Origin of the sequence: Pseudomonas arsenicoxydans (assembly GCF_006438915.1) — a bacterium.
GTDB classification, from domain to species: Bacteria; Pseudomonadota; Gammaproteobacteria; order Pseudomonadales; family Pseudomonadaceae; genus Aquipseudomonas; species Aquipseudomonas arsenicoxydans_A.
Map to the genome: position 1 here is coordinate 164,595 of NZ_RCZE01000007.1, position 17,091 is coordinate 181,685.

The following is a 17,091-nucleotide window of genomic DNA, read 5'->3' on the forward strand; positions in this document are numbered from 1 at the left end:
GTTGAATCTTGGGTCAGAAAACTCAGTCCAAAGGCGGAACAGGTAACCCGCGTTTGGCGTAGAAGGCATCGACAAAGGCGGCCAATGTACCCTGTTGAATAGCCTCGCGTAAACCAGCCATAAGCACTTGATAATGCCGCAAGTTATGGATGGTATTGAGCATGCTTCCCAGCATTTCGCCGCACTTGTCCAAGTGATGCAGATAAGCACGGGAGAAGTTCTGGCAGGTATAGCAATCACAGGTCGGATCCAGCGGCGAATCATCATGGCGATGGAACGCGTTACGGATCTTCAGCACGCCGGTGTCGATGAACAGATGCCCATTGCGGGCATTACGGGTTGGCATCACGCAATCGAACATGTCCACACCGCGGCGCACACCCTCAACCAGATCTTCCGGTTTGCCAACGCCCATAAGGTAACGAGGTTTGTCAGCCGGCATCTGACCCGGCAGGTAATCCAGCACCTTGATCATTTCGTGCTTGGGCTCGCCCACCGACAGACCGCCAATGGCCAGGCCATCAAAGCCGATCTGGTCGAGGCCTTCCAGCGAGCGCATGCGCAGGTCCTGGTGCATGCCGCCCTGAACGATGCCGAACAGCGCCGCCGTGTTGTCGCCATGGGCTTCTTTCGAGCGCTTGGCCCAACGCAACGACAGCTCCATCGAAATACGTGCGACGTCTTCGTCAGCCGGGTACGGCGTGCATTCGTCGAAAATCATCACGATGTCCGAGCCCAGGTCACGCTGGACCTGCATCGATTCTTCCGGCCCCATGAACACTTTGGCGCCGTCGACAGGAGAAGCGAAGGTCACGCCCTCCTCCTTGATCTTGCGCATGGCGCCCAGGCTGAACACCTGGAAACCGCCGGAGTCGGTCAGAATTGGGCCTTTCCACTGCATGAAATCGTGCAGGTCGCCGTGCTTCTTGATCACTTCAGTGCCAGGACGCAGCCACAAGTGGAAAGTGTTGCCCAGAATGATTTCCGCGCCGGTGGCGGTAATATCCCGCGGCAACATGCCCTTGACGGTGCCGTAGGTGCCCACCGGCATGAAGGCCGGGGTTTCTACGGTGCCGCGTGGAAAGGTCAAACGACCGCGACGAGCCTTGCCGTCAGTAGCAAGCAACTCAAACGACATACGACTTTGGCGACTCATTCTTTGTCCTCAGGGCCACGTGGTGCGGGGTTACGGGTGATAAACATCGCATCACCGTAGCTGAAAAAGCGGTATCCATGCTCGACGGCCGCTTTATAGGCAGCCATGGCTTCGGGATAACCGGCGAACGCCGAAACCAGCATCAACAGCGTGGATTCAGGCAAATGGAAGTTGGTGACCAAGGCATCGACCACATGAAACGGTCGGCCCGGGTAGATAAAGATATCGGTGTCGCCACTGAACGGCTTGAGCACGCCATCGCGCGCAGCACTTTCCAGCGAACGCACGCTGGTGGTACCCACGGCCACCACGCGACCACCGCGAGCGCGACACGCTGCCACCGCATCCACCACGTCCTGGCCGACTTCCAGCCATTCGCTGTGCATGTGGTGATCTTCGATCTTCTCGACGCGCACCGGCTGGAACGTACCCGCACCGACGTGCAAGGTCACGAACGCGGTCTCGACGCCCTTGGCGGCAATCGCCTCCATCAGCGGCTGATCGAAATGCAGCCCCGCCGTCGGCGCCGCCACCGCGCCCAGGCGCTCGGCGTAGACCGTCTGATAACGCTCACGGTCCGAGCCTTCATCCGGGCGGTCTATATAAGGCGGCAACGGCATGTGCCCGACGCGGTCCAGCAGCGGCAACACCTCTTCGGCGAACCCCAGTTCGAACAACGCATCGTGACGCGCCAGCATCTCGGCCTCGCCACCGCCATCAATCAGGATCTTCGACCCCGGCTTCGGCGACTTGCTGGAACGCACATGCGCCAGCACGCGATGACTGTCGAGCACGCGCTCGACCAGGATTTCCAGCTTGCCGCCGGAAGCCTTCTGGCCAAACAGCCGCGCCGGAATCACCCGGGTATTGTTGAACACCATCAAATCGCCCGGGCGCAAATGCTCGAGCAAATCTGTGAATTGACGGTGTGCCAGGGCGCCGCTGACCCCATCAAGGGTCAACAGGCGACTGTTGCGACGCTCAGCCAAAGGGTGGCGGGCGATCAGCGAATCTGGGAGTTCGAAAGTAAAGTCAGCAACGCGCATGATGGGGTTCGTCTAGCAGGGGCCGGAAGTCTAGCCGAAATAGTGAAAATTCTCTATGTACCTGATTGACCGACGGTAATCTCATCTCTATACTCCGCGGCCATTGAGCCCTGATGGCGGAATTGGTAGACGCGGCGGATTCAAAATCCGTTTTCGAAAGGAGTGGGAGTTCGAGTCTCCCTCGGGGCACCAAAATTAAGAAAGGTCTTGCTTAGCAAGGCCTTTTTTTTTGTCTGCCAAAAAGTGCCTGACACAACGCCGACCTGTAGGAGCCGGCTTGCTGGCGATGCTTTTGATTTCTCGCCTCCTCGACCGGTACGACCCTTCTCAAGGATTCACCCCATGGAACTGCTGCTGGAAACCGTCGCCCTGTTCTGCCTCAAGCTTGCTTATGAGACGGAGGATTCGAGTCCGATTCTTCGGGATGATTTGGTGATGAGTGATTATGAGCGGGAGGTTTTTGGGTTGCTCGTGCGTCGGGGGGATGTTGAGGGGATTCAGTTTCGAGTGGCTCACTGCATTGGTTTGGCACTGGACGCTATAGGTGGTCTTGATACGCCGCTTGGGCGTGAGCTGCATCGGTTGTCTGCTGATTTCTGCAATGCACGGGCGATAGAGCAGCTTGAAGCGCCGGTCCTTGCGCTTAGGGACTATTTGAAAGACATTCAGTGAATGATGATCCCGCGTGCACACCAGGCGTTTCCGTCTTGTCTTGAACAAGAGGCGAAGGCTCTTGACCATGTTATGGGTCAGCTCCGTCAGGCGCGCGTGGCAATGCATCGATTCATAGAGGTCAGAGTCGGTGACGAGGAATTGGTCATTCCCTACCGGATTTATCATCAGGATCATGAAAGTGCCCTCACCCACCTGACTGAAACCCAGAGCATTTTGTACTCGTGTCTTCTGACACGGCACCATGATGGTCATGTGCGCCAACGTCATCTGGAGCGCATTGTCTCAGTGCATGAACTCTGGATTGTCCCGTTCGTGCTCCAGTTGACGGGCGAATACGTCATCGAGACTCTTGAAGCCGTCGAAGCGCATCTACCTACGCTCGATCCGGCTCTTTACGGTCGTTTCATTCGAGACAATCAGGCGTACTTTCAAACGACGCAAGCACGCATGATCAGCTATTGGGATTGCTACTACCGACGCCTGTATAAAAACCCATCCGACTATGTGGGGTTTCGCATCCTATCCAAATTTTGTGAGTTTTCTAAAAGCAGCTAGAACTCGACTCTGCCCCCCACCCACACCCAAAACAGCATGACTCGTCCGCCGTGCGTTTATTACACTGCATCGTCGAAAGCTGGAAGACCAAAGTGAAACAAACTGCATATGAAAAAGGCCCTGACGGGCCCTTTTTGGTGATGACGCTAAACTCAAAAGCAAATCAAACTTCGCTGTCAACTCACAGCCTGCTGACAATCTCCTTCCAGATGTACCCGTAGTTATATTCCAACCAACGAACAAGTAGTTTGTCGAACTGCCTACGAAACCAATTGTTCTTCCGGGCGGCGCGCCGTTCTTCAATCATGGCATTGAGGGAGTCAGGATCGAAGCCTGTCCATACCGTTGGGAGGGCCGCTGCAATATTGGTAAAGCACACAGGCGCAACTTCGGAGTAAAGAATCTCGTAGAGGGTTTGAGGATCAACTCCTCTCACCTGACTCGCTATGTAATCGTAATCAACCGGGAAATCATTGAACGGATCCGAGAGCGCGACCCTAATCTTTGTCAACTCAGATTGATTCAAAGAATATCCCAATGTGAAAACTCCTCTAATTCCTCATCAAGCGAGTCCGCTACCGTTCCGCCTGCGACGCCCCCAACAACAGTTCCCAGAAACACAACGGCAAATGCACAGATCGGGGCGCCTGGCCCACAGAGAGCGCTGACTCCAAGCCCTGCCAGAATACCGCCCGCCGCGCCGCCGCCCACAATGAGCCCTTGACGCGCCGTTTCCTTTTGTTTGTTTTCCGCATTCAGAATTTGATAAGTCGCGATAGCAGCTGTGACCAAAATGCCAAGCTTGCCCATTAGCTGCATTTTTTTAGTGCCATTTGTGAACTTGGAATTGTCCCGCCCTGCGGCCTCCAAAATTGTGTAATGAACCTTGCTCTGCTCCGTCGGTGAAAGGCTGTCGTAACTCTTCTTGAACAGCTCCTTGGAGTAACGATCAAAAAGCGTTTGAAGCGTTCTGCCATCGGCCTTCTTTTTTTGCACGACAGCCAAGCCCTGCACAGAGGTAACCTTGCGGTGCTCCATCAAGATCTTGTTTCGCATTTCATGACTGAACTGCACGCCCTCTCGCGCAGTGATCTTCCCGGTCTTCACATCGGCCAACGTCTGTTGTGACATACGTTTTATGTTTTTCAGGTAGCTCGCCCGGACCTTTTCGTCAGAGACCGCGTCCAGAGAGAACCTAAGTGCAGTTCCCTCCATCAGTTCTAACGCCCTATCGAGCGGAGAATCTTGTAAGGCGTGTTCACGCTGAACGACATAGCTGCCGGTGACGAGATATGGTTCTGTCATAGGATGTTCTTTATCCTAATATTCTATTCAAAAAGCTTTCTGTGAGAGACGACGTACCGGCTGGAGCTTCATCATCAAATTTGAGCATCACGCAGGTCTTACCGGACGGATTCGTAAACTTAACGGCATTGTCTTTACTGAACACCCCTGGCAGTGACGACCCATCCTCGAAATGAGCGGTGCACGATAAGCCTTCATAGCTTTCGTCAGCTGGAATTCTGAAGCCGATCCAGCTTGCGAAACCCGTTAACGGCGCAGGAGGAACAAATTCGCAGGGTGTGTGGGTATCGCCAATTATTACCGTACCCGAACCACCAATCACGATGCCGCCGTGGGTACCTCCGGTATCGATGGTCGCTGCATTCTTGCCGTAATGAACACGGTCGCAGACAGTCCTGAAGAGAGCGCACTACCGCAAGTGCAGGTGTCGCCCTGACGCGCTGCGGGAAGGCCGTCGAAGAATACGTCGGGAGATCCTGATGCAATCGGGTTGGTACCGTGCCCCGGTAAAGGACAACGGTATAAATCGCTTTTACGCGCTGCTGGCTTAGCCACTTTGACCTCCTGTCAAAAATCCTTGCGAGCGTCATAACCTACCCGAAACAAAGGGGACGGACCACATTACTTCACAACGTAATTTGGGCTCGATGTGTTCGAAGGTTGCGAGAACAGGGCCTCCACGATACCCTCCCACCGTCGCTGCCAATTCAGCGGCCGGGCTTGGTAACCCGAGGTAAATCACTGCGCAGCAGTGCCATGCGTTCGCAGGCGCTTTTTTTTTCGCCTGCGATCTGCGTTATGGCGGCTGTGCGTGGGACGTCTTCGGACGTGCCGGTTTCCTTGATTTCCCGGTTTACCAACCTGCGCACAGCTGCCACCCATTCGCTTGGTAACGAATTGTGGCGGCTCTTAAAAATTAAGGAGCTTCACAATGCGCTGTATGGATACGTACACAATTTGGCTTTTCCCTCAACGCAACTCCCAGTTGCGTAACGCCCCACCGTCCGCCCTCTCCCACCGCATCTCCATCATCGGAGGTGGCCAATGACCTATCAATCAGAGCTGAAAACCATCGGCCTAACCCCCGCCATTTACTGTGCCGATCAACCACTCTTCCACGTCACTCGTGGTGTTCCCCTTGGGGATGCATTAGCCATGGCTTCTGACTTTCTGTTTCTCGCCAAGAAGCTGAATGAAGATGCGGCGTATGCCACGGACACCGACCGGCACGCCTGGGCCGCGCATTATTTGACGGCGATGAGTAAGGCGGTGGTTGATGATGCGGTGAAGGTGCTTGGGCGGGGGCGGGGTTCTGCGGCGGCGGCTGAGCGGGCGGGGGCGACGTCTGAAGGATAGTGGTTGAAAAATGGGGAGTGGGCTGCTTGATGGTGGCGGTAGGGTCAGCATTGATGTTGGCTGGTCTGACGCCTTCGCGAGCAAGCCCGCTCCCACATTGGATGTGTGTTTAGTCAGTTGGGCCCCGAGTTTTTCGGGGTTTTTTCGTGTTGGGGTCAGAGGACGTGTTGGGAGATCAGTTTTGAGATTTCTACCATTGATGTTCTGCCGGTGAATTCGAACTTCACTTTTCCCAACGACGAGAAGTAGATCTCCAGCTCCGAATCCAGGTCGAAGGTGCCGGATGTTTCCACCGAGTACGCCACGATGTTTTTGTAGGGCAGCGAGGTAAAGTCTTTTTTGCTGCCGGTGAGGCCCTGGACGTTGACGGCGATGATGCGTTTGTTGGTGAACACCACGCCGTCGCGCATGGATTTGTAGGCGTCGATGACCTGCTCCCCTTCCAGCAGCAGTGCGCTGACGCGTTCGGCGTATTCTTCGTTTTGCTTGAGTTTGAAGAATCCCTTGTTGTTGAAATCGATCATGTGTCGCTCCTGTTATTCAATCTGTATCGGTCCTTTGGTCCCGGCATCGCTGTCGGTCCAGTAGTCCTGATTCTGCAGGCTTCGATCGCCCTGGAGGGTGAAGAGAATTTTGCCCTGGCGAAACTGTAGCGTGCCGTCGATACGCTTGGCGTTGACCTGTTTGCCGTTGACCCACACCTGTTCCTTGGCATCGATGCGGAGGGTGGCGACGGTTGCGCCGGCATCGCTCTTGGCCACCCATTGCCCGACGTAGGGGGTTTGGGCGCTTGAGCTGTCCGCGGTGGGGTTGCTGAAGCCGGCCTTGGCGTTTTCTGCCTTGCTCTTGTGGATATCGCAGCCTTGGGTTTCGCTGACCTGGGTGCAACCGGATTGCTCCAGCTGTTTGCGGTATGTGTCGTTGATGGCGTAGGCCGGGGATTGCGCCGCGATCAGGATGACCAGCGCAGGCAGGATGAGTCGGTTCATGTGTGCTCCTTTGCGATCTCGTCGGACGGCATCGTACGTTTACTGTAGCGGGCGAGTGTGCCGCGCTTGTGCCACAAAACATTTCAGACAATGCGCGCCGTGGTCAGTGCTCTTCTAGACTTAACGGGTGGTCGTGGAAAGAACCGAGCACGTCGCTTTGGTGCAGTCGAATCAATACCAGCGTGGCAAGCTGCCTCAATGCCCTATAAAAGGTGCGGCAAAGACCGCGCCGGGCACAACAAGATGCCCGCTCAGGGTGCCCTGGCCAACGGCCTGACAATGCCACGATACCGTGACGTGGTGTGAATGCCGCAGCCGACACTTTCGGACGACCGACAACCGCCAGGTTTGTCCGTGACCGTGAGGAATGCTGTATGCCTGATGAGATGTTGCAATTGCCTATGGTCAACAGCGTGCTGGAGCGCCACAAGGGCTCTGCGGGTGCACTGTTGCCCATCCTTCATGAGATTCAGGCCGGGATCGGTTACATCCCCGATGCCGCCATCCCCGAGATTGCCCACGCCCTCAATCAGAGTCAGGCCGAGATTCGTGGGGTGATCAGCTTTTACCATGACTTCCGCACCGCGCCGCCGGCCCGACATATTCTGCGTCTGTGTCGGGCTGAGTCGTGCAAGAGTCGTGGCGCCGAGCAGCTTGCCGCGCAGTTGCGTGAACGACTGCAACTGGACGATCACGGCAGCAGCGCCGATGGCAGCATCAGTTTGCGTCCGGTGTATTGCCTTGGCGCTTGTGCTTGTTCGCCAGCGCTGGAACTTGATGGTCAGGTGCATGCGCGGCTCAGTGCCGAGCGTCTCGATGCTTTGCTCGACGCTTGCCGGGAGGACGTATGAGCCTCTATCTATCCTGTGATTCCCTGGCCCGTGCCGTGGGTGCCGATGCGGTGGCGTCTGCCCTTGCCAGCCAGGACCTGCAACGCACCAGTTCTCGCGGCCTGTACTGGCTGGAACCGCTGTTGGAAGTGGACACCGCGCAAGGCCGTATCGGTTTTGGCCCGCTGACCGCTAGCGATGTGCCGTCCGTGCTCGATGCGCTGCAAGGCGAGCCGTCCTCGCACCCACTGGCCTTGGGCCTGGTGGAAGAATTGCCGTATCTGAAGTCTCAACAACGTTTGCTGTTTGCCCGCGCCGGCATCACCCGGCCGTTGTCGCTGGACGATTACCGGGCCCACGGAGGTTTCGAGGGTTTAACAAGGGCCGTCACTATTGGCGGCGATGAGACCGCGACCGCGGTGTTCGATTCAGGCCTGCGTGGCCGTGGCGGCGCGGCCTTCCCCGCCGGGATCAAATGGCGCACGGTGCGCGCCACCCAGGCGACGCAGAAATACATTGTGTGCAACGCCGACGAAGGCGACTCCGGCACTTTCGCCGACCGCATGTTGATGGAAGGTGACCCCTTCCTGCTGATCGAAGGCATGGCCATTGCCGGCATCACCGTCGGCGCCAGCTACGGCTACATCTATGTGCGCTCGGAATATCCACAGGCCATCGCCACGCTGAACGAGGCGCTGGTGATTGCCCGGACTAACGGTTACCTCGGCGCCAATGTCGGCGGCAGCGGCTTGGCCTTCGATATGGAAGTGCGCGTCGGTGCAGGCGCTTATATCTGCGGTGAAGAAACCGCGCTGCTGGATTCGCTGGAAGGCAAGCGCGGGATCGTCCGCGCCAAGCCGCCGATCCCCGCGTTGAAAGGCCTATTCGGTTTGCCGACTCTGGTGCACAACGTACTGACGCTGGCCTCGGTGCCGCTGATTCTGGCCAAGGGTGCGCAGTTCTATCGCGATTACGGCATGGGCCGCTCCTTGGGCACGATGCCGTTCCAATTGGCGGGCAATATTCGTCGTGGCGGTCTGGTGGAACGGGCTTTCGGCCTGACCCTGCGGGAACTGGTGGAAGACTACGGCGGCGGCACCGCCAGTGGCCGACCATTGAAAGCTGCGCAAGTCGGCGGCCCACTCGGCGCCTGGGTGCCACCGTCGCAATTCGACACACCGCTGGATTACGAAGCGTTCGCCGGCATCGGCGCGATGCTCGGTCATGGCGGTGTGGTGGTGGCTGACGACACGCTTGACATGGCCCACATGGCGCGCTTCGCCATGCAGTTCTGCGCCGAGGAATCCTGTGGCAAGTGCACGCCCTGCCGCATCGGCTCGACCCGGGGCGTGGAGGTGATCGACCGCTTGCTGGCAGCACCGGACCAGAACGGTCGCGATGAGCAGGTGATCCTCCTCAAGGACCTGTGCGACACCCTGCAATACGGTTCGCTGTGCGCCTTGGGCGGCATGGTGTCCTTTCCCGTCGCCAGCGCCCTCAAGTACTTCCCCGCCGACTTCGGTCTGCAATCTTCGGAGGCCGACCAATGATCACTCTCTTCGACCCGAACACCGACATCGATCTGGGCACTCCGGCCCGCGAAAGTCAGGTGCAAATCACCCTGAACATCGACGGCCGCAGCATCAGCGTGCCCGAAGGCACTTCGGTGATGCGCGCCGCCGCGCTGATGGGCACCACGATTCCGAAACTGTGCGCCACCGACAGCCTCGAAGCCTTCGGTTCTTGCCGCATGTGTCTGGTAGAAATCGATGGCATGCGCGGCTACCCGGCGTCCTGCACCACGCCGGTCAGCGAAGGCATGAGCGTTCACACCCAGACGCCGAAACTCGCGACCCTGCGCCGCAACGTCATGGAGTTGTACATCTCCGATCACCCGCTGGACTGCCTGACCTGCTCGGCCAACGGCAACTGCGAACTGCAAACCGTTGCCGGTCAGGTTGGCCTGCGGGAAGTGCGTTACGGCTATGAAGGCGAGAATCATCTGGCCGATGTGAAGGACACTTCCAACCCCTATTTCGACTACGACCCGAGCAAGTGCATCGTCTGCAACCGTTGCGTGCGCGCCTGCGAAGAAACCCAAGGCACGTTTGCCCTGACCATTACCGGTCGCGGGTTCGAGTCCCGGGTCGAGGCCGCCGGTGGCGATAACTTCCTCGACTCGGAATGCGTGTCTTGCGGCGCCTGTGTGCAAGCCTGCCCTACCGCGACGCTGATGGAAAAAAGCGTGGTCGAACTGGGTCAGCCCGAACGCAGCGTGATCACCACGTGCGCCTATTGCGGCGTGGGTTGCTCGTTCCGCGCAGAGATGAAAGGCGACCAACTGGTGCGCATGGTTCCGGACAAGAACGGTCAGGCCAACCACGGCCACTCCTGCGTCAAAGGACGCTTTGCCTGGGGCTACGCCACTCACCCGGATCGCATCACCAAACCGATGATCCGTAAGCACATCAACGACCCGTGGCAGGAAGTCAGCTGGGATGAAGCGGTGACCTACGCCGCCAGCGAATTCCGTCGGCTGCAGCAAAAATACGGCCGTGATTCCATTGGTGGGATCACCTCCAGCCGTTGCACCAACGAAGAAACCTATCTGGTGCAAAAACTGGTGCGCGCCGCGTTCGGCAACAACAACGTCGACACCTGCGCGCGGGTCTGCCACTCGCCGACCGGTTATGGCTTGAAACAAACGCTCGGTGAGTCCGCCGGCACCCAGAGTTTCGACTCGGTGATGCAGGCCGACGTGATCCTGGTGATGGGCGCCAACCCCAGCGACGCCCACCCTGTGTTCGCCTCCCAGCTCAAACGCCGTCTGCGTGAAGGCGCGCGGCTGATCGTCATCGACCCACGCCGCATTGATCTGGTGGACTCGGTGCATGCCCGCGCTGAATATCATTTGGCCCTGCGTCCGGGCACCAACGTCGCGATGCTCAACGCCTTGGCCCACGTGATCGTCACCGAAGGCCTGCTTGATCAAGCCTTTATCGACGCCCGCTGCGAGGGCAGCGATTTCGCGCGCTGGAGTGAGTTCGTCAGCCGCGCAGAAAACTCACCGGAAGTGCTCGCCGCCATCTGCGGCGTAGACGCTGCCGACATCCGCGCCGCCGCCCGCCTGTATGCCACCGGCGGCAACGCGGCGATCTATTACGGCCTCGGCGTCACCGAGCACAGCCAGGGCAGCACCGCGGTCATGGGCATCGCCAACCTGGCCATGGCCACCGGCAACATCGGCCGCGAAGGCGTCGGCGTGAACCCGCTGCGGGGGCAGAATAACGTGCAGGGCTCTTGCGACATGGGCTCCTTCCCCCACGAATTGCCGGGCTACCGACACATCTCCAACGAGGTGGTGCGGGCGCAGTTCGAACAGGCGTGGAACGTCACCCTGCAACCCGATCCGGGCCTGCGCATTCCGAACATGTTCGAGGCCGCCCTCAGCGGCAGTTTCAAGGGCCTGTATTGCCAGGGCGAGGACATCGCCCAGAGCGATCCGAATACCCAGCACGTCACCGCAGCCCTGTCGGCCATGGAATGCATCGTGGTGCAGGATATTTTCCTCAACGAAACCGCCAGGTTCGCCCACGTGTTCCTGCCGGGCAGTTCGTTCCTGGAAAAAGACGGCACCTTCACCAACGCCGAGCGCCGCATCTCTCGGGTGCGCAAGGTCATGGACCCTCTGGGCGGCAAGGCCGACTGGGAAGGCACCGTGGCCCTGGCCAACGCCTTGGGCTACCCGATGAACTACCAGCATCCGTCAGAAATCATGGATGAAATCGCCAGCCTGACGCCGACCTTCACCAACGTCAGCTACGCCGAACTGGATCGCCATGGCAGCCTGCAATGGCCGTGCAACGCCGCAGCACCGGACGGCACGCCGACCATGCACATCGAGGAGTTCGTGCGCGGCAAGGGGCGTTTCATGCTCACCGGGTACGTGCCCACCGAAGAGAAGGTCAACAACCGCTATCCGCTGCTGCTGACCACCGGGCGCATCCTCAGCCAGTACAACGTCGGCGCTCAGACCCGGCGTACCGAAAACGTCGCCTGGCACGACGAAGATCGTCTGGAAATCCACCCGACCGACGCCGAGAGTCGTGGCATCAATGAGGGTGACTGGGTCGGCATCGGCAGCCGCGCGGGTCAGACCGTGCTGCGTGCGCGGGTCACCGAACGGGTCGCGCCGGGCGTGGTGTACACCACGTTCCACTTCCCTGAATCGGGGGCCAACGTGATCACCACCGACAACTCTGACTGGGCCACCAACTGTCCGGAGTACAAGGTCACCGCCGTGGAGGTCAGCCGCGTTTACCACCCTTCCGAGTGGCAAAAACGCTATCAGGCGTTCAGTGATGAACAGGACCGTTTGCTCAAGGAACGCCGGCATGCCCGTGGCGCTAAAGCGGAGGTGCGCCGATGAGCACTGAAAACCTGATCAAGATGGCCAACCAGATCGCCCAGTATTTCGCCACCGAACCGGACCAGCAACAGGCCGTGCTCGGCGTACGCAATCATCTGCAGATGTACTGGACGCCAAGCATGCGCAAGGAATTGCTGGCCTGGCAGACGGAGCATCAGGGCGCGGACATGCATCCATTGGCGCAGGCGGCGGTCAGTGGGGCGGGGTGGGCGGCTTAGGTTCACACGATCCTCGGAAAGGATTGCCCCTTGGCCTGTTGACTGAAAACTGTGGCGAGGGAGCTTGCTCCCGCTGAACTGCGCAGCAGTCCCCTTCTTCTTCGGAACTTAGGGGGCCGCTTCGCGACCCAGCGGGAGCAAGCTCCCTCGCCACATTGGAGTCGCGCTGCGGCTCAAATAATCGACATAAACCCACAACGCCCTTCAGCTCAAAGCCACTGATTTGATATCGTGCGTGCCATCGCCTCATCAAAGACCCACGACGTTGTTAACAGGGAAGGTTGAATGCAGTTAATCAGTATGTTGCTGTTCTTCGCTGCAACAGCAGGGATGTGGATTTGGGTCGTGAAGAGCCGTGGCCCGTTGAATATCTGGCTGGCGAACCTTGGCGCCGCCGTGGCCAGTTTTATCGTCGGGGCTGCGATACTGATTCTTTGCTCGAGATGGCTAACCCCGGACATCCCCTTCTCCCGAGCCCCGGCCTTTGCGCTGTATACGTTGATGGCATATATAGGCGTTCTGATCGGGACCTGGCTCTTTATGATCGCCAGGTGCAACCAGGAACAATCCCCCTTCTATCGTCATTTGGCTGCGTTAGCGTGCAGCCTGGTGGCCGCATTGATTGCGCTGGTGGTGTCGGTCACGATCTTTCCCCTCAAGTGACCCCCTCGGGCGATTGATGAAGCTCAGCCAGGGCTCTGCGCTATCATCGCCGACCTGTGCGCCAAGAGCCTTGAACCCGGATGTCCGTATCTCTGCCATTGCCTGACGATAAACACTCACTGCCACCGGTGCTGGTCGGCCCGCTGTTGCGGCGGCTGGAACCTGCGCGGCTGGTCATGTGGCTCGTGGGCTCCCGGGCGCTGTCGCTGACGTTGCGCCTGCAAGACTGTGCCGACATCCGACTGGATGCCGGACAGTGCACCGTCATCCCGGTCGGCACTCACGCGTTTATCCACTTGATCGATGTGCCGCTGGCGACCGCCCTGCCCTGCGACACCATGATCGATTACGACCTGTTGATCGACGGGACTGGCATCGCCGACTGGGCCCCGCATCTGCTCTACGGCGAGGCGCGCTGCCCGAACTTCGTGCTGCGCTCGCGCATTGATCAATTACTGCATGGCTCCTGCCGTAAACCCCATCACCCGGCCACCGATGGCTTGCTCTGTGTCGACGGACTATTGGCAACGGAACATGACGCATCGCAGCGCCCGGCACTGCTGATGATGACCGGCGATCAGGTGTACGCGGATGATGTCGCGGGCCCGATGCTGCGAGCGATCCATGCCTTGATCGACCGTCTGGGTCTGTTTGAAGAACACCTCGAAGGCGCCGTGGTCAGCGACAGCGCCAGACTCTACGAACACCCGGCCAGTTACTACCACCGTGCGGATTTGTTACCGGCGCTTGAGAGCAACGAAACCCTGCGCGAGCGATTTTTCGGTGGCGCGCGCAAGCCGATTTTCACCAGCAGCAGTGCCGACAATCACCTGGTGACGTTTGCTGAAGTGATGGCCATGTATTTGCTGGTCTGGTCGCCGACGCCGTGGACATTGATCGCCCCGCAACCGCCCGCGCTGACGCCTGAAAGACTCAAGCGTTATGCCGTTGAACAAACCCATATCGATGGCTTCAAGTCCGGCCTGGGCGGTGTCGCTCGGGCCATGGCGCACCTGCCGTGCCTGATGATTTTCGACGACCATGACATCACCGACGACTGGAACCTTTCCGCGCAATGGGAAGAAACGGCCTACGGCCATCCGTTCTCCAAGCGCATCATCGGCAACGCCTTGATCGCCTACATGCTTTGCCAGGGCTGGGGCAACAACCCGGACGCGTTCAACGGTGTGCTGGAAAAAATCCGTTTGCTCAGCATCACCGGGGGCGACCGTTACCTCGACAGTCCGGTGCAGGATGACTTGATCGATGCGCTGTTGAGCTTTCAGCAGTGGCATTACGTGCTGCCCACCACGCCCGCACTGGTGGTGATCGACACCCGCACCCGGCGCTGGCGCAGCGAGATGAACCTCAAGCAACCGTCGGGCCTGCTGGACTGGGAAGCCCTCAGCGAACTGCAACAGGAACTGCTCGATCACCCGTCGGCGATCATCGTTTCACCGGCGCCGATCTTCGGCGTCAAACTGATCGAAACCGTGCAGAAAGTCTTCAGCTGGTTCGGTTATCCCCTGTTGGTGGACGCCGAAAACTGGATGGCCCATCGCGGCGCGGCGCAAGTGATCCTGAACATCTTCCGACACTCGCGTACACCGGGTAACTACGTGGTGCTGTCCGGTGATGTGCATTATTCCTTCGTCTACGAAGTGCTGATCCGACACCGCAAGGCCGGTCCGAAAATCTGGCAGATCACCAGCAGCGGCATCAAAAACGAATTCCCGCCGACGCTGCTCGAATGGTTCGACCGCCTCAACCGCTGGCTCTACTCGCCGCGCTCGCCCCTCAACTGGCTGACCAAACGCCGACGCATGCGCATCGTCCCGCACATCCCCGAACATGCCGAGGCCGGCGAACGGCTATGGAACTCGGCGGGCATCGGCCAGGTGTACTTCAATGAGAAAGGGCAACCCCAGGATATCTATCAGCACAACTCAAACGGCTCGCCCAAGACCCGGATGGTTGCGCCTGAACATGACGACTGAAACGGCGAGTCACCATGAACCTCACCCGCACGCTGATCATCGGCAACTCTGGCGCCGGAAAAAGCTGGCTGGCGGAACGATTGGCCGCACAACTCAAGGCGCCATGGATCGATCTCGACCTGATTTACTGGGTCTCGGACGAACACAGCATCGCCCGCCCGCACGCGGCGGCACTGGGCATCGCGCGGGTGGCGGCCGATGAAGATGAGTGGGTGATCGAAGGTGTTTATGGCTGGATCGTCAGAGAACTTATCCACAGGGCAACGGCGCTGATCTGGTTGTGTGTGGATGACGACAGCTGTGTGGCCAATATTCGTCAGCGAGAACACAGACCGGACAATGACGAGTTGCTGAAAGCGTTGGTGGAATGGGCCGCCAGTTATCGGATACGCGAGGACGCCAGTGGATTTACCGCACACCGGCAGTTGTTCGCAGGGTTTCACGGCTCAAAAATCAAACTCATGGATCGAGGTGAGATCAGCGCTTTCGCGAACACGCAATCAAACCAACTCTGACACCTACCCTGTGGCGAGGGAGCTTGCTCCCGCTGGGCTGCGAAGCGGCCCCAACAAATGGGCCTGCTGCGCAAGCCAGCGGGAGCAAGCTCCCTCGCCACAGTTTAATCAGCGCAGGCAATGGTCACGGCCCGGCCAACCCCTCTGACAATCATCTCCACCTCCCGCTCATCGATCGTCAGCGGCGGCAACAAGCGAATGGTCTTCCCCCGGGTTACGTTAATCAGCAAACCGTGATCCCGCGCGGCGATCAGGGTCAGGTCGCGGATCGGCTGCTTGAGTTCGATGCCGATCATCAAGCCTTTACCACGGATCGCCAGGACGTTCGGATTGTCCGCCAGTTCGCTGCGTAATCTGGCGAGCAGGCGTTCGCCCTGAAGCCTGGCGTTCTCCAGCAGACCTTGCTCTTCGATGATGTCCAGCACCGTGCAGCCGACGCGACAGGCCAATGGATTACCGCCGAACGTGCTGCCATGACTGCCCGGTGTGAACAGATCGGCGGCTTTGCCCCGGGCCAGGCAGGCGCCGATGGGGATGCCGTTGCCGAGGCCTTTGGCCAGGGTCATGACGTCCGGGACAATGCCCTCGTGCTGGAACGCGAACCATTGGCCGGTGCGGCCGATGCCGGTCTGGATTTCGTCGAGCATCATCAACCACGAGCGCTTGTTGCAGAGTTCGCGCACCGCTTTGAGATAGCCCGGCGGCGCCAGCCGAACACCGCTTTCGCCCTGGATCGGCTCCATCAGGACTGCCACGATTCGTTGGCCATGGGCTTGTTGCACCTTTTCCAGCGCGCGCAGGTCACCGAACGGTACTTTGACGAAATCCCCCGGCAACTCATTGAAGCCCAGACGCACAGCCGGGCCATCGCTGGCGGATAACGTGCCCAGCGTTCGCCCATGGAAGGCATTTTCCATGACCACCACCAGCGGTTGCTCGACGCCTTTGTGCCAGCCGTAAAGCCGTGCGAGTTTCAGCGCGGTTTCGTTGGCTTCGGCACCGGAGTTGTTGAAGAACGCCCGCTCCATACCGGACAACATCGTCAGCCGCTGCGCCAACCGTTGTTGCCAATCGATGCAGTAGAGGTTGGACGTGTGCAACAGCAAACCGGCTTGCTCGCTGATCGCCGAGACGATTCGAGGATGGGAGTGGCCAACGTTGGTCACCGCCACGCCCGCCACCGCGTCCAGGTATTCACGACCCGCCTCATCCCACAGGCGCGTACCCAACCCTTTGCTGAAACTCAGGGCCAGCGGTTGGTAAGTACTCATCAGGCAGGCGGCGGTCATGGCATCAAGCTCCATCAATGGTCAGTGTTTTTGCAGTATGGTTAGCCACCTGAGCTGGATAAACGCTG

17 protein-coding genes, 1 tRNA gene and 1 pseudogene are annotated in these 17,091 nt (G+C 58.9%); 11 read left to right on the top strand and 8 right to left on the bottom strand.

The window, feature by feature from the left end; all coding sequences use genetic code 11:
• Window positions 1-22: 22 nt before the first annotated feature.
• Window positions 23-1,138: a tRNA guanosine(34) transglycosylase Tgt gene (gene tgt, locus EAH78_RS16490; RefSeq protein ID WP_170219133.1), complete on the bottom strand. Its 1,116-nt coding sequence runs from the start codon at window positions 1,136-1,138 to the stop codon at window positions 23-25.
• 14 nt (window positions 1,139-1,152) lie between these two features.
• Entirely contained in the window at window positions 1,153-2,202 is a 1,050-nt protein-coding gene (gene queA / locus EAH78_RS16495) for a tRNA preQ1(34) S-adenosylmethionine ribosyltransferase-isomerase QueA (RefSeq protein ID WP_140668445.1), read from the bottom strand.
• A 107-nt stretch (window positions 2,203-2,309) separates the two neighbouring features.
• On the opposite strand from queA, the gene EAH78_RS16500 reads away from it, so the two are divergent.
• From EAH78_RS16500 to EAH78_RS16510, 3 genes are all read left to right on the top strand, one after another.
• Window positions 2,310-2,394 (top strand) — tRNA-Leu (locus EAH78_RS16500).
• Window positions 2,395-2,544: 150 nt separating this feature from the next.
• On the top strand, window positions 2,545-2,874 hold the full coding sequence (locus tag EAH78_RS16505) for a hypothetical protein (protein WP_140668446.1): 330 nt from the start codon (window positions 2,545-2,547) through the stop codon (window positions 2,872-2,874).
• Window positions 2,875-3,432 (top strand): hypothetical protein, encoded by a 558-nt coding sequence (locus EAH78_RS16510; RefSeq protein WP_140668447.1) that lies wholly within the window; start codon window positions 2,875-2,877, stop codon window positions 3,430-3,432.
• A gap of 181 nt (window positions 3,433-3,613) precedes the next feature.
• Here the strand turns inward: EAH78_RS16510 and EAH78_RS16515 are convergent, their stop codons facing one another.
• From EAH78_RS16515 to EAH78_RS16525, 3 genes and pseudogenes are all read right to left on the bottom strand, one after another.
• A complete protein-coding gene (locus EAH78_RS16515) occupies window positions 3,614-3,970 on the bottom strand; it encodes a DUF7079 family protein (protein WP_140668448.1) in 357 nt (118 codons plus the stop codon).
• On the bottom strand, window positions 3,955-4,737 hold the full coding sequence (locus EAH78_RS16520; protein ID WP_140668449.1) for a hypothetical protein: 783 nt from the start codon (window positions 4,735-4,737) through the stop codon (window positions 3,955-3,957). Before EAH78_RS16520 ends, EAH78_RS16515 begins: the two co-directional genes overlap by 16 nt.
• A gap of 10 nt (window positions 4,738-4,747) precedes the next feature.
• A pseudogene (locus tag EAH78_RS16525) lies at window positions 4,748-5,292 on the bottom strand (PAAR domain-containing protein).
• A 489-nt stretch (window positions 5,293-5,781) separates the two neighbouring features.
• Here EAH78_RS16525 and EAH78_RS16530 point away from each other — a divergent pair.
• Window positions 5,782-6,093, top strand: a complete 312-nt coding sequence (locus EAH78_RS16530; protein ID WP_140668450.1) for a DUF3077 domain-containing protein — start codon at window positions 5,782-5,784, stop codon at window positions 6,091-6,093.
• A gap of 155 nt (window positions 6,094-6,248) precedes the next feature.
• On the opposite strand, the gene EAH78_RS16540 is transcribed toward EAH78_RS16530, so the two are convergent.
• Window positions 6,249-6,617, bottom strand: coding sequence for a PH domain-containing protein (locus tag EAH78_RS16540; protein ID WP_077431301.1), 369 nt, complete (start codon window positions 6,615-6,617; stop codon window positions 6,249-6,251).
• A 12-nt stretch (window positions 6,618-6,629) separates the two neighbouring features.
• On the bottom strand, window positions 6,630-7,082 hold the full coding sequence (locus EAH78_RS16545; RefSeq protein ID WP_140668452.1) for a hypothetical protein: 453 nt from the start codon (window positions 7,080-7,082) through the stop codon (window positions 6,630-6,632).
• A gap of 374 nt (window positions 7,083-7,456) precedes the next feature.
• Between EAH78_RS16545 and EAH78_RS16550 the strand changes: the two genes are divergently transcribed.
• The 7 genes from EAH78_RS16550 (at window position 7,457) to EAH78_RS16580 (ending at window position 15,734) form a co-directional block, all read left to right on the top strand.
• The gene (locus tag EAH78_RS16550) at window positions 7,457-7,933 is read left to right on the top strand and encodes a formate dehydrogenase subunit gamma (RefSeq protein ID WP_140668453.1); all 477 of its coding nucleotides are present in this window, start codon (window positions 7,457-7,459) and stop codon (window positions 7,931-7,933) included.
• Window positions 7,930-9,462 (top strand): formate dehydrogenase beta subunit, encoded by a 1,533-nt coding sequence (locus EAH78_RS16555; RefSeq protein WP_140668454.1) that lies wholly within the window; start codon window positions 7,930-7,932, stop codon window positions 9,460-9,462. The genes EAH78_RS16550 and EAH78_RS16555 overlap by 4 nt, the downstream gene beginning before the upstream one ends.
• Window positions 9,459-12,341 carry a formate dehydrogenase subunit alpha gene (gene fdhF / locus EAH78_RS16560; RefSeq protein WP_140668455.1) on the top strand — a complete coding sequence of 961 codons (2,883 nt, stop codon included), beginning with the start codon at window positions 9,459-9,461 and terminating at the stop codon, window positions 12,339-12,341. The genes EAH78_RS16555 and fdhF overlap by 4 nt, the downstream gene beginning before the upstream one ends.
• Complete coding sequence (locus EAH78_RS16565; protein ID WP_140668456.1) at window positions 12,338-12,559, top strand: formate dehydrogenase subunit delta; 222 nt, start codon at window positions 12,338-12,340, stop codon at window positions 12,557-12,559. Before fdhF ends, EAH78_RS16565 begins: the two co-directional genes overlap by 4 nt.
• A 285-nt stretch (window positions 12,560-12,844) precedes the next feature.
• On the top strand, window positions 12,845-13,222 hold the full coding sequence (locus EAH78_RS16570) for a hypothetical protein (RefSeq protein ID WP_140668457.1): 378 nt from the start codon (window positions 12,845-12,847) through the stop codon (window positions 13,220-13,222).
• A gap of 80 nt (window positions 13,223-13,302) precedes the next feature.
• A complete protein-coding gene (locus EAH78_RS16575) occupies window positions 13,303-15,219 on the top strand; it encodes an alkaline phosphatase D family protein (RefSeq protein ID WP_140668458.1) in 1,917 nt (638 codons plus the stop codon).
• 14 nt (window positions 15,220-15,233) lie between these two features.
• A complete protein-coding gene (locus EAH78_RS16580) occupies window positions 15,234-15,734 on the top strand; it encodes an adenylate kinase (RefSeq protein WP_140668459.1) in 501 nt (166 codons plus the stop codon).
• Between the two features lie 104 nt (window positions 15,735-15,838).
• On the opposite strand, the gene EAH78_RS16590 is transcribed toward EAH78_RS16580, so the two are convergent.
• Window positions 15,839-17,023 (bottom strand): aspartate aminotransferase family protein, encoded by a 1,185-nt coding sequence (locus EAH78_RS16590; protein WP_140668460.1) that lies wholly within the window; start codon window positions 17,021-17,023, stop codon window positions 15,839-15,841.
• Window positions 17,024-17,091: the final 68 nt, after the last annotated feature.